We start from the raw sequence: 12,840 nt of genomic DNA on the forward strand, positions 1-12,840 counted from the left end.
TTCAAGCTCCAGCACAAAAGGATTATTTTTTTTCGGATTTGACGGCGGTTTCACTTTCTGAAACCAGGGCTGCCACATTTCCTCGGGACACTTTGATTTTGACTTTTTCGGCAATTTCAAGACCGATACTGGTATCATCAATGGAAGTGATGGTACCGAAAATTCCGCCGGAAGTGATAATCCGGTTTCCTTTTTTCAGATTTGAAATCATTTCCCGGTGCTCTTTGGCTTTTTTCTGCTGGGGACGAATCAGAAGAAAATAAAAAATGGCAAAAAGAATAATAATGGGCAGAAATCCGGCCAAACCGCCGGCTGCCTGTCCTTCAGTGGCTCCCATTGCAAATGCTGTACTAATCAAGGTCGTTCCTCCTTACATTTAAATAAACGTATCAAGTTAAAAAAAAATCAGGCTTCCGGAGCTGGAATCCAGAGCGTTTTTCCATCGAATCGAATCTGATCGATCTGATTCACATCAATTTCCGAGAGCAGTTCAAACACCTCATCCATATTGTAGATGACCAGTTTGCTCTTGGGTTTTATCAGATCAATATCCGTCACAATTTCTTCTTCCAGAACATTGTAGATAATGACCAGAATTTCAGAAAATTTCAGAATTTTCCCGATCCCTGATGAATATCCGGCATCTGTGGGTTCATCTGCATCAAATGCCACATGGATGCCTTGGGATGCATAATATTCTTTCAATACATTGAAATGAATATTCCAGATATTGTCGCCGGGCTGGACCACATATATACCATATCTGTGCATCTGTTCCACTTCGGTTTGTTCAAATTCCGTAATGCGGGATTCATGAATTTCCTTTTTTTCGGCATGGGTCTTTTCTAAAATATCCTGCATGGATATGGTATGATCACCCATTTTAAAAGATTCATCAGACAGAATTACCATATCCAGGCTTTTTTCCATACCCATTTCCTGCAATCTTTTTTTCATCAACCGGTCAAACTCAGAATCTGTTTCCAGATCCTTGTATTCAAAGGCCGGGGATTTCACAATCTGTTTTTCCACCACACCGGGTCGGGTCTGTATCAAAGGTTCGGTTGCGGCGCCTTGCAGGTCTGCCGCGGGTTCCGTTATTTCTGTTTTATTCTTCTCCAAATCAGAAGGCCCGTTGGTATCCGATACCGGATCTGTGCCACGGGTTAAAAACAGATACGCGCCAATCAAAAGACCGGCCACAATGATCATGCCGATGGCTATCACTAATTTATGATTCGATCCGGCTTGCCTCATGTGTTATCCTTCAAAAGCGCATATCGGGTTGTTTTAGATACACAAAACAGGGACGGATGTCAAGAATCGCCCAACGGTTAATTATTGGGAGTTGCCGGTAATCCGGCTCTGGCCCGGGACCAGTTCCGCATCGATTTCAATGGCAATGGAAACCGCCCGCTTGGTTTCGATTTCAAGAAGGTCCTCTCGTTTTTTGTTAAGAAGATAGTACGCCACTTCCCGGGGCAGACACACGTGAAACTGTTTGTTTTCCGGTTTCAGGGTTTTCAGATTCAATTGACGCATCACCGCGAGTCCCTGTGTTTCCACAGACGGAATCTGTCCCCGGCCGTTACAGTGACGGCAGGTTTCATAGCTGCCGTAAGTGATGGAGTGCCGGATGCGCTGTCTGGACATTTCCAGCAGCCCGAAGGTTGTGACGCCTCCGACCTTTGTTTTGGCCTTGTCTGTCTTTAAATTTTTTTTCAGACATTTGGTGATATCCGCCTTATGCCGTCTTTCCCGCATATCGATGAAATCCACCACAATAAGACCGCCCATATCCCTGAGCCGCAATTGTCTGGCCACTTCTTCGGCCGCCTCCATGTTGGTATGATAAGCCGTTTCTTCAATATTTTTCCGCTTGGTGGATTTGCCTGAGTTCACGTCTATGGATACCAGTGCTTCGGTCTGCTCGATCACCAGAAATCCACCGGATTTCAGCGGCACGTCCCTTTTAAATATGGAGGCGATCTGTTCCTCCAGCTGATATTTGGTGAAAATGGGTTTTTCCCCTTTGAACAGTTTGACAATTTTTTTCTGTTTAGGGGCGATCATGGCCATGAATTCCTTGACTTCCCGATAGATGTCCGGGTTGTCAATCAAAATTTCAGTGATGTCCGTGGTGAAATAATCTCTTAAAGAGCGCACAGCCAGGTTCTGTTCCTTGTAGAGCAAAGACGGTGCCGGGTTGTCAATGGCCAGTTTGTCGATATTTTTCCACATCCGCATCAGATATTTCAAATCAGCGGTCAGCTGGGTTTTGGTGGAATTTTTGCCCGCAGTTCTCACGATCATGCCGAACCCTTCCGGAATATCCATGGATTTCAGCACACTGGCCAGCCGTTTCCTCTCATCTTCCTCACTGATTTTCCGGGATACACCTTTGGTAGTGCTGCCGGGCATGAGTACTGCCAGACGGCCGGGCAGGGAGATGAAGGTGGTCAGCATGGCCCCTTTCTGGCTGATGGGATCTTTGACCACCTGGACGATGAGCTCCTGGCCTTTTTTAATCAGGTTGAACAGTGCTTTGTCCCGGGATTCCACGTCCTGAAAATAGTCGGGATGGATTTCGTTTTTCTGCAAAAATCCATTTTTTTCCGCCCCATAATCCACAAAAACCGCCTGAAGACTTTGTTCCACCCGGGTGACGACTCCTTTGTAAATGTTGCCCTGGGTGACTTCTCTGGCTCGGGTTTCAATGTGAAACTGGTCCAGTTTGCTGTCTATGACAGCTGCAATCCGGCTGACATCCGGGTCCATTGCATTGATCAGAATTTTTCTTGTCATGATTTCACTCTTTTTTAAAAATCGGGTTGGTTCCTGACTGCCGTTGATACTGACAACCGCATTTCAGGAAAAATCCATCTGTTTAAGAATATCATACCAGGTGAGAATCCGGTCCACGTATTGGACCGGTTCCCATCCCCGGGCATATCCATGTTTGGTTTTTTTATACACGTCAGGTTTAGACAGCAGCGGCAGTGTTTTTTTGATAGAATTCCAGATCCGGGGCTCCAGTCCTTTGTCTTCGGCAATTTTCATGGCATCCAGCACATGTCCCAATCCCACATTATAACTGGCCAGCGCAAACAGCAGCCGCTGATACTCATCTTCGATCTCTTCAAATCGATCATACATCTGTTTTAAGTACTTTATGCCGGCTTTGACGCTCTGGGCCGGATCACGCCGGTCCTGAATTCCCATTTCTCTGGCAGCGGCCCTTGTCACCTGCATCAGTCCTCTCACGTGGGTAATGCTTTTTGCCCCGGGATCAAACCGGGATTCCTGGTACACCACTGCCGCCACCAGGCGCCAGTCAAACCCGTATTTTTTCGACTGGGTTTTTATGATGTCCTGATATTTTGGCAGATGATTCTGAACCCGTTTATGAAATGTTTTTAATTCAGACACATCAAATTCTTTGGGATGACCATAGTATTTGTTAACGATTTTCTGGAGTATGCCTGATTCTCTGGCATGCAGAAAAAACCGGTTTATCTCCTCAAGCATTTTTGGATCATCTTTGCGCACAGCCCAGGCCACAGATTCTTTTTTGTGAATGGGAATGCCGACATGGATATCAGGCATATGTCTTTGATTAAGCCGGGCTATATTGGAATCGGCAATAGTGAATTTGATTTTTCGATCATGGACCATGGCAATCAGATCCTCGGTGGGGACATTGTCATGCAGGACATAACGGACATCAATGCCGGATGCCTGAATTTCTTTGAGCCGGTAATGATAGGAGGTGTCACGTCTGACATGAATGGTCCGCAAAGCCAGGTCTTTAATGTCTTTGGGGCTAAAAACCAGGGCATGATGAATCACCTGCTGCTGAACTTCCATATACGGGATTGAAAACTTGACTTTTTCCAGACGTTCCCGGGTGACGGTCATACTGGCACCCACAAAATCCCCTTTTCCCTGGTCCAGATAAACCAGCAGGTTGTTCCAGCCCGGTGTGACCACGTCCAGGTCCACATGCAGATATCGGGCGAATTCCCGGGCCAGATCGTATTCAAATCCGGTGGGTTCTCCCTTGTATAAATAAAAGTTGTTCAAAGATCGGGTCGTAATCAGTCGCAGTACACCGGACTTCTGGATACGTTCCAGAGTACCGGATATGTGTTTCAGATCCCTGTGTTGGACCAGATAACTCAGGTAAACAAAATAACCGCACAGAATCAGCAGGGTCAGGAAAATAAAATGTTTTAAATAAAACGACTTCATTGACTCGCTTTATGTTTCATTCAGTCGGACCTCCAGTTTGTCCACGCTTCGATATCCCCGGGGCAGCAGTTTTCCCCGGGTTCCGCGCTTTTTGACATAATCTGCCTGATTACCCGGTTTGAGCACCAAAGAATGTTTTTTTGAATGTATAACAATATTGGCATGTAAAGGCAATGTTGTCAGAAATTTGATTTTTTCCGGGTCAGGCGATATCTGTTCTTTTCTGGGGATAGTGATCAGTTTATTTCCCTGGCCTTTTTTCAACCGGGGCAGTTCATTTAAAGGAAAAATCAGCATCCGGCCTTTGGTGGTGACCGCTGCCACCGCATCGGTTTCAAGCATCGTCACCGGACATGGGGGCATCAAAACCGCATCGTTTTTAAGGGTAATGACTGATTTGCCGTTTTTGAAATGGGTCAGAAAATCGGAAAATTGTATGATAAACCCGTATCCGGTGTCCGATGCCATCAAAAAATGGGAGGCCAGCGTTTCCGAAAGCATGAAACAGATCCGGGCGTTGTTCTGCAAAGACAGGTGACCGGTCAATGGTTCACCATTGCTTCTGGCTGACGGCAGCACATGGGAGTACAATGTGTAACTGCGCCCGGTACTGTCCAGAAAAACAATGGGTTTGTCACTGCGGGTCCGCAAATGACAGCGCAGGGAATCCCCGGTGCGGAATTTGACGTTTTCCGGATCAATGTCATGGCCCTTGGCCGACCGGATCCATCCGTTTTCAGATAAAATAAGGGTCACCGGTGTCACTTCGATGACATCGGTCACGGAAAATGCTTCTGCTTCCTTTCGCTTCTTGATGGGAGACAGGCGCTTATCCCCGTATTTTTTCGCATCGGATCGTATTTCTTCCACTATATAAGCCCTGAAGGCTGTTTCATCGTTCAAAAGCGAGTCTATCTCTTTTTTTCGGGTTTCCAGCGCTTTGATTTCAGAAAGAATTTTGATCTCTTCCAGCCGGGCCAGCTGACGTAAACGGATCTCCAGAATCGCATCCGCCTGTTCACGGGTCAGATCAAAGGCCTTGATCAGGTCCTGTTTGGGGTGATCAGAATCCCGGATGATTTGAATCACCTGGTCCAGATTCAGAAATACCGTGCGGAAGCCTTCCAGGATGTGAAGCCGGGTCACCACTTTTTCCAGCTGAAACGACAATTTGTTTCTGACGGTCTGGAATCGGAACACCAGCCATTCCTTGAGCAGGGTTTTTAAATTTTTTACCGCAGGCCGGCCGTTGATCCCGATCATGTTCATATTGAATGAATAAGATTTTTCCAGATCCGTGGTGGCAAACAGATGATCGGTCAACGCAGACAGATCCACCCGGCCGGACTTGGGAATCACCACCAAACGGGTAGGGTCTTCATGGTCGGATTCATCCCTGATATCACTGACCATGGGCAGTTTTTTATCCGCCATCTGGGTTGCAATCTGTTCATAAATCTTTTCAGCCGAGGCATGATAGGGCAGGGCATGGTAAACGATATCCCCGTCCTCGATGCGGAACCGGGCCCGCATTTTGATCCGTCCTAAACCGGTTTCATAAATGTTCCTGATATCTTCGGCCGGGGTGATGATTTCAGCAGCCGTGGGAAAATCAGGTCCTTTGATATGCTTGATCAGTTCATCCAGAGAAGCGGTATCATCTTCTATGAGCAGCACCAGGGCTTTGGCCACCTCCCTGAGATTGTGGGGCAGAATACTGGTGGCCATGCCCACGGCAATCCCGGTGGTGCCGTTGAGCAGCAGGTTTGGCAGCCGGGCCGGCAGCTGCCGGGGTTCATTTAATGTGCCGTCGAAATTGGGTACCCATTCCACCGTGCCCTGATCCAGTTCATCCAGCAGAAGGTCCGCGTATCTGGAAAGCCGGGATTCGGTATACCGCATGGCAGCAAAAGATTTGGGATCATTGGGGTCTCCCCAGTTGCCCTGGCCCTGTACCAGAGGGTATCTCAATGAAAACGGCTGGGCCATGAGCACCATGGCTTCATAACAGGCCGTGTCCCCGTGGGGATGAAATTTACCCAGCACATCGCCCACTGTCCGGGCGGATTTTTTGAATTTGGCTGTGGAAGAAAGTCCCAGTTGACTCATGGCATACACAATGCGCCGCTGCACCGGTTTCAACCCGTCCCCGATATGGGGCAGGGCCCGGTCCAGAATCACATACATGGAATAATTGAGATACGCTTTTCTGGCAAATTCCTGAAAAGCGATCTGCTCATGCCCGTCCATTTCAGGATCCTGCTGGTTTTTTATGACATTATTCGATCTCTTTGATATCACCTTGTGCCTCGATCCATTCTTTTCTGTCTTTGGCCCTTTTTTTCCCCAGAAGCATGTCCATGGTTTCGTAGACATCTGCCAGGGTATCTGCCGCATCCACGGTCAGCTGCACCAGGCGCCTTGAATCCGGTGCAATGGTGGTCTCCTTGAGCTGGGCCGGATTCATCTCTCCTAAGCCCTTGAACCGCTGCACATGGATTTTACCCGGTTTTTTCCGACGGTTGATGCGCTTGACAATGCTTTGCCTTTCCTCGTCGTCCAGGGCGTAAAACACCTCTTTACCCACATCGATCCGGTATAAAGGCGGCATGGCCATGAATACATGACCGGTTTTCACAATGTCGGGAAAATGTCTGAGAAACAGGGCACACAAAAGGGTGGCAATATGCAGGCCGTCGGAATCCGCATCCGCCAGGATACAGATTTTGCTGTACCGCAGCCGGGACAGATCCGCTTCTCCGGGCAGGACCCCCAGCACCTGGACGATATCCCGGATTTCCTTAGATTCCATGATAGCGGCCGGTGCCATGTCCCAGGTGTTCAAGATTTTTCCCCGCAACGGCATAATGGCCTGGAACCGCCGGTCTCTGGCCTGTTTGGCGGATCCGCCGGCTGAATCCCCCTCCACGAAAAACAGTTCCCGCCGCTGCTGATCATCACTGGTGCAGTCCGACAGCTTGGCCGGCATGACCCCGCCGTTGGCTGCGGGTTTGCGGATGACTTTTCTGGATTTTCTCACCCGGGCCCGGGCCTGATCCATTACCAGTTCCGCCAGAGATTCTCCCCGGTCCACATGCTGGTTGAGCCACAGACTGAAGGCATCCCGCACCTGGAGATTCACCAGGCCTGCACAGTGGCGGGATGACAACCGTTCCTTGGTCTGGCCGGAAAACTGGGCTTCGGACAGTTTGACCGACAGCACATATCCCACCGTGTTCCAGATATCTTCAGGTGCCAGAAACAGGCCTTTGGGAAGAAGATTCCGGAACTTACAAAATTCCCGCAAAGATTCCAGAAGCCCGGACCGAAACCCGTTGACATGGGTGCCGCCCAGGCGCGTGGGAATCAGGTTGACATAGCTTTCTTCCAGGGTGTGTCCGGGTTCAATCATCCAGTTGACCGCCCATGAGGCCTGAAAATCGTCTGTCCGGCATTCACCGGTAAACGGTTTGTCAAACAGGGTTTCCTGGTTTTTGAGACTTTCCGTCAGATACTCATCCAGACCCTTTTCATAAGTCCATGTATTTTCTTCACCACTGGCCTCATCCAGAAAACGGGTTTTCAGACCGGGGCACAGCACTGCTTTTGATTTCAAGGCGGTTTGAATGGCGGTCTTTGAAAAAACCGTGCGCTCAAAAAATTTTGGATTGGGGAAAAAATGAACGGATGTGCCGGATCCTTTGGGTTCCGCATCTTTTACCTGTTCCAGATCTTTTGTTTTGATGCCGTTTTCAAACCCGATGACATATTCATGGCTGTTTCGGAAAATGGTAATGTCCAGGCGGGATGACAGGGCATTGACCACCGATACCCCCACGCCGTGAAGCCCGCCGGAAAACGCATAATCTTTGTTTGAAAATTTGGCCCCGGCATGAAGCCGGGTCATGATCAGTTCCACTCCGGAGATGCCTTCTTCGGGATGCACATCCACGGGCATGCCCCGGCCGTTGTCGGACACTTTCACACTGCCGTCTGATTTCAAAACAACCTCGATGGTATCGGCATATCCGGCAATGGCTTCATCCACGCTGTTGTCAATGACTTCAAATACCAGATGGTCCGGACTGGTGGTATCCGTATACATGCCCGGCCGGCGTTTGACCGGATCCAGACCTTTGAGAATTTCAATGGACCGGGCATCATACCGACCCGGGTCAGATTCGAACAGGTTCATACTTGAATTACAATCATACGTGTCAGATCCTGAATCATTTTTTTATTCCAACATTGTTTGAAAAAAAACGGAATCTTTTCCTATATCATACAAAAGCATGACCGGCAAAGCTTTTAATCGCTGTTTTGACAACAGGTAAAACCAACTGGCAAAATCCACGGGGAGTATGATATATCATAATAAAATACAAAAACACCTTTTATCGGGTTGATTGACTTTTAACATGGAATCATATAAAAGAAGAAAATTTTTTCAAGGAAGGACGGAAAGACGGTCAGATTGAACAAGCAGATAGAAATTTCCCATCAAACCATTGTCTTGAACGATTTGGGAATGCATGCCCGGCCGGCGGCCAAAATCGCACAAATGGCCATGACCGCTGATAAAACCATATGGCTGTACGATGGAAATACCCAGGTGGATGCATCCAGTATCATTGATATTTTGACTTTGTGCGCCAAAAAAGGCAACCACATCCACATTCAGGCGGAATCCAGGCAGGACACAGCGATTATAGAACAGATAAAAGCCTTTTTCGATAATGGGTTTGGAGAATTGACACCATGACGCAAAAAAAACCCCGCGAACTGGTCCTTAAAGGGATCAGTGGTTCCCCGGGCATCTGCATCGGCAAAGCCTATGTGGTGGACCAGGAAGGGGTCAATATCATTGAACGATACCCGATTGCCAAAACCATGTTGCCCAGGGAAATCGACCGGTTTAAACATGCCGTGGGAAAAGCCAAAGAAGAACATGCCCGGATCATCAAATCCCTGGACAAGGATGTCAGTGAGACCCTGAATATTCTGGAAACCCACATGGCGCTGTTCAAGGATAAAATGCTTTACGGCAGGACCATTGAAACCATTCAAACTGAACAGATCAATGCGGAATGGGCGTTAAGAAAAGTTTCCCGCCAGATCAAACTGATGTTTCAGCAGGTGGATGACCCATACTTGCAGTCCCGTGTCAACGACATTGTCCAGGTTTCCGACAAAATCATGGCCAACCTGCTGGGTGCACGAAATATCAAAATAGCCGACATCAACAAACGGGTCATCATTGTGGCCCATGATCTGACCCCGGCCGATGCCAGCCAGATCCAGCTGGAGCTTATAAAAGGCTTTGTCACGGATCGGGGCGGCAAAGATTCCCATACCGGGATTGTGGCCAAATCACTGAAAATTCCTTCGGTTTTCGGTCTGGCCCGGGCCACGGCCAGTATCAACAACGATGATATTCTGATTGTGGATGGTTCTTCCGGACTGATCATCATCAATCCGGAAGAAGATACGCTGTTCAGGTATGAAGAGCGGCTGGCCCGGTTTGAAGCGTACCGCGCCGATATTGAGCGGGAAAGTCATTTGCCCGCAATCACCCGGGACGGGGTAGCCCTGAACCTGATGGCCAATATCGAACTGGTGGAAGAAGTGGTGTCTGCCAAGGACAACGGGGCATCGGGCATCGGGCTTTTCAGAACCGAATTTTTGTACCTGGATCTGAAACGGTTTCCCACAGAAGAAGAACTGCTGATCAAATACAAGGAACTTGCGGAACTGATGACGCCTCAGTCCGTGACCATCCGCACCCTGGACATCAACGGAGATAAGTTCAACCCGTATATCGACCCGGTGGAAGAAGCCAATCCCGCGCTGGGACTTCGGGCGGTCCGTTTTTGTCTGGAAAATAAAGATATTTTCATCACCCAGATCAAGGCCATTCTCCGGGCCGGTGCATTCGGGCATATCAAGCTGCTGATTCCCATGATTTCCTGCATGGAGGAACTGGCCCAGGTCAAAGCGGTTATCCGCCAGGCGGTGGCAGAGCTGGAGCGCGATGAAAAGGTGTTTAACAAGGACATTCCTTTGGGCATCATGATCGAGGTGCCGTCCGCCGTACTCATGGCCGATGAACTGGCCGGGCAGGTGGATTTTTTCAGTATCGGCACCAATGACCTGATCCAGTATTCCATGGCCATTGACCGGCGCAACCGCCGGGTGGCACATTTATATCAGGCATTGAATCCTGCGGTGCTCAAGATGATCAAAATGACGTTTGAAGCGGCCCATAAAAACAATATCGAAGTGGTCATGTGTGGTGAAATGGCAGGAGATCCCATCAACATACCGGTATTGCTGGGAATCGGAATCAGACATCTGTCCATGAACCCCGCTTCCATACCGGTTATCAAGAAAATGGTCCGGGACATAGACATTGAAAAAGCCCGAAAAATATCTGAAGAACTGATTCAATTCACCACTGTTCAAGAAATCATCCGGTTTATCCAGGAAGAATACAAAGATATTCTGCCTTACAAAGAAACGGAGGATTAGTAGCCATGGCTGCTGACTATATCAAACTGATCGCGACCAACAAGAAAGCCCGCCACAATTATCACATTGATGAGGAATATGAGGCCGGGATGGTTCTGGTCGGATCGGAAGTCAAAGCGATCCGTGAGGGCCGGGTCAGTTTTCAGGATGCGTATGCAGATATTAAACGCGGAGAGGTGTTTCTCCGGCAGCTGCATATTTCCCCGTATAAATTTGCCTACAATGACAACCATGAGCCGTTGCGAACCAGGAAGCTGCTGCTTCACAAAAGGGAAATCTCCAAACTCATCGGCAAGATCAAGGAGCGAGGCTACACCCTGGTGCCGCTGAAAATTTATTTTAAAAATGACAAAATCAAGGTCCTGCTGGGACTTGGCAAAGGCAAAAAACTGTATGACAAGCGCCAGGATATCAAAGAACGGGATGTCAAACGGGACCTGGACCGGGAACGCAAAAAGTATTCCACTTAAGATCCTTATTGACTTTTGACGGGCAATTATTATAATATAGATGTTTCAAATATGAATAAATGATCTTTGACAATCTGGGGGCGAAATGGTTTCGACGGAGATTTTGAAGCCCAAGGTAGCATGCCGAGTCTTTTGTCAGCTCGTAAACCTGGCAAAGTCTTAAACATAATCGCAGACGATTATAATTACGCTGTAGCTGCTTAACACCAGCTGCCGTCCTGCTGAGATTCCTCTTGCAAATCTCAGGCCAGGGCGTCGACTTTGCAAGACCGCTGATCAGGGTGCCTGAACCTGATCGGTTGAATTTTTCAGGCTACACCCTGAGGTATCCCTCCTGAAGGAGACAACAGGGCCAATTTTAAAGTTCAGGATAAGCATGTAGAAGCCTGGGATGATGGTTTTCGGACGCGGGTTCAACTCCCGCCGCCTCCACCACTATAGACCTTGAAAACTCAATGTTTTCAAGGTTTTTTTGTTTACAGGAAAGCGTCAAAAAAATGCTGGGTATGTGCTGGTGTGCCTGGTGCCGCCATACAGGTCCAGCCTTCTTACCCCTCAAGTCTTTCCAGGCATTATCCCTGTGCCGCTTAAAATATTTCTGAATTTAAAAAATCCGAAGCAGCCGGACGGCCGATTTCGGTTTTTTTAATTTGTCTTGCCATTCGGTCCTCCGTTTCCGGATTTTTTTCCTGTTCATGCTTGAACGGCAAAGCACCCTGTGTCATATTGGAAACGCTTTAACTTAAGGCAGGCGTTTGAACGGGACGTGAAACGGGAATAATGAGGTTGACCCATAATAAGGGGAGGTGCAACAATAAGTGACCGGATTCTTGGCTGGGAAAAGGATGACTCACACCGGTAACGCCCCGGCGGACATGATTGGCCGGACCCGGGCGGCCCTTGAAAAGATTCGACGCACACACCACTGCCTGATTGTGGCGGTCACCGGCAGCATTGCCTGCGGCAAAACCACGGTATCCGGGATGCTCGAGGAATTAGGGGCCCCTCTCATTGATATGGATCAAATCGCCCGGGAGGTGGTGATGCCGGGTACTCCGGGATATGACCGGATCATTTCAGCATTTGGTGCCGGCGTGGTGCAACCGAACGGGACCCTGGACCGCAAAGCCCTGTCCGGCATCGTGTTTGCCGATGAAACAAAGCGAAGACATCTGGAACGGATCACCCATCCATTGATCTTTGACCGGTTTGTGGAAAAACTGACCCAACTGTCAAAGGTCCGGCCGGACAGCGTGATCCAGGCAGCTGTCCCCCTGCTGATCGAAATGGACATCCAGCACCTGTTCGACCGGGTGATCGTGGTGTATCTGCCCGAAGAAATCCAGCTTAAACGCCTGGCGACCCGGGACAATATCTCTGTGGACAAGGCGGCCGCCATCATCGACTCCCAGCTGTCCGCCCATGAGAAAAAACCGTATGCCCATTATGTAATTGACAACAGCCAGGGTCGCTCCCATACCCGGGAACAGGTGAACCAGGTCTGGCTGCGGCTGCAACAAGATAAAAAACAGCAGCATCCGGATAATGACGCGCAATGATTTTTATGTAATATCCTTCATGGAAACACAAC

The 12,840-nt window shown here is 48.7% G+C and carries 10 protein-coding genes and 1 other RNA gene; 5 read left to right on the top strand and 6 right to left on the bottom strand.

The window, feature by feature from the left end; all coding sequences use genetic code 11:
• Positions 1 to 22 precede the first annotated feature (22 nt).
• The 6 genes from yajC to parE all read right to left on the bottom strand — a co-directional run bounded on the left by yajC (position 23) and on the right by parE (position 8,446).
• Positions 23 to 358 carry a preprotein translocase subunit YajC gene (yajC, locus tag K365_RS0110305; RefSeq protein WP_024334500.1) on the bottom strand — a complete coding sequence of 112 codons (336 nt, stop codon included), beginning with the start codon at positions 356 to 358 and terminating at the stop codon, positions 23 to 25.
• Between the two features lie 47 nt (positions 359 to 405).
• Positions 406 to 1,257 (bottom strand): hypothetical protein, encoded by an 852-nt coding sequence (locus K365_RS0110310; RefSeq protein WP_024334501.1) that lies wholly within the window; start codon positions 1,255 to 1,257, stop codon positions 406 to 408.
• Between the two features lie 81 nt (positions 1,258 to 1,338).
• A complete protein-coding gene (locus K365_RS0110315; RefSeq protein WP_024334502.1) occupies positions 1,339 to 2,805 on the bottom strand; it encodes an Rne/Rng family ribonuclease in 1,467 nt (488 codons plus the stop codon).
• A 63-nt stretch (positions 2,806 to 2,868) separates the two neighbouring features.
• Positions 2,869 to 4,251, bottom strand: coding sequence for a membrane-bound lytic murein transglycosylase MltF (mltF, locus tag K365_RS0110320; protein ID WP_024334503.1), 1,383 nt, complete (start codon positions 4,249 to 4,251; stop codon positions 2,869 to 2,871).
• A gap of 9 nt (positions 4,252 to 4,260) precedes the next feature.
• Positions 4,261 to 6,501 (bottom strand): DNA topoisomerase IV subunit A, encoded by a 2,241-nt coding sequence (gene parC, locus K365_RS0110325; protein WP_029725149.1) that lies wholly within the window; start codon positions 6,499 to 6,501, stop codon positions 4,261 to 4,263.
• A 28-nt stretch (positions 6,502 to 6,529) separates the two neighbouring features.
• A complete protein-coding gene (parE, locus tag K365_RS0110330; protein ID WP_024334505.1) occupies positions 6,530 to 8,446 on the bottom strand; it encodes a DNA topoisomerase IV subunit B in 1,917 nt (638 codons plus the stop codon).
• Positions 8,447 to 8,725: 279 nt separating this feature from the next.
• On the opposite strand from parE, the gene K365_RS0110340 reads away from it, so the two are divergent.
• The 5 genes from K365_RS0110340 (at position 8,726) to coaE (ending at position 12,808) form a co-directional block, all read left to right on the top strand.
• Positions 8,726 to 9,013, top strand: coding sequence for an HPr family phosphocarrier protein (locus K365_RS0110340; RefSeq protein ID WP_024334506.1), 288 nt, complete (start codon positions 8,726 to 8,728; stop codon positions 9,011 to 9,013).
• Entirely contained in the window at positions 9,010 to 10,779 is a 1,770-nt protein-coding gene (gene ptsP / locus K365_RS0110345; protein WP_006966457.1) for a phosphoenolpyruvate--protein phosphotransferase, read from the top strand. Before K365_RS0110340 ends, ptsP begins: the two co-directional genes overlap by 4 nt.
• Before the next feature lie 5 nt (positions 10,780 to 10,784).
• The gene (smpB, locus tag K365_RS0110350; RefSeq protein WP_006966458.1) at positions 10,785 to 11,249 is read left to right on the top strand and encodes an SsrA-binding protein SmpB; all 465 of its coding nucleotides are present in this window, start codon (positions 10,785 to 10,787) and stop codon (positions 11,247 to 11,249) included.
• 76 nt (positions 11,250 to 11,325) lie between these two features.
• Positions 11,326 to 11,684: a transfer-messenger RNA gene (gene ssrA, locus K365_RS27235) on the top strand.
• Positions 11,685 to 12,094: 410 nt separating this feature from the next.
• Entirely contained in the window at positions 12,095 to 12,808 is a 714-nt protein-coding gene (gene coaE, locus K365_RS0110360) for a dephospho-CoA kinase (protein WP_051147831.1), read from the top strand.
• Positions 12,809 to 12,840 lie beyond the last annotated feature (32 nt).

It is taken from the genome of Desulfotignum balticum DSM 7044 (assembly GCF_000421285.1).
GTDB lineage: Bacteria > Desulfobacterota > Desulfobacteria > Desulfobacterales > Desulfobacteraceae > Desulfotignum > Desulfotignum balticum.

Excerpts from the sequence above, each read along its gene's own strand:
- parC (WP_029725149.1), bottom strand. The coding sequence starts at position 6,501 with ATGGACGGGCATGAGCAGATCGCTTTTCAGGAATTTGCCAGAAAAGCG.
- mltF (WP_024334503.1), bottom strand. The coding sequence starts at position 4,251 with ATGAAGTCGTTTTATTTAAAACATTTTATTTTCCTGACCCTGCTGATT.
- smpB (WP_006966458.1), top strand. The coding sequence starts at position 10,785 with ATGGCTGCTGACTATATCAAACTGATCGCGACCAACAAGAAAGCCCGC.
- parE (WP_024334505.1), bottom strand. The coding sequence starts at position 8,446 with ATGAACCTGTTCGAATCTGACCCGGGTCGGTATGATGCCCGGTCCATT.
- K365_RS0110315 (WP_024334502.1), bottom strand. The coding sequence starts at position 2,805 with ATGACAAGAAAAATTCTGATCAATGCAATGGACCCGGATGTCAGCCGG.
- K365_RS0110310 (WP_024334501.1), bottom strand. The coding sequence starts at position 1,257 with ATGAGGCAAGCCGGATCGAATCATAAATTAGTGATAGCCATCGGCATG.
- ptsP (WP_006966457.1), top strand. The coding sequence starts at position 9,010 with ATGACGCAAAAAAAACCCCGCGAACTGGTCCTTAAAGGGATCAGTGGT.
- coaE (WP_051147831.1), top strand. The coding sequence starts at position 12,095 with ATGACTCACACCGGTAACGCCCCGGCGGACATGATTGGCCGGACCCGG.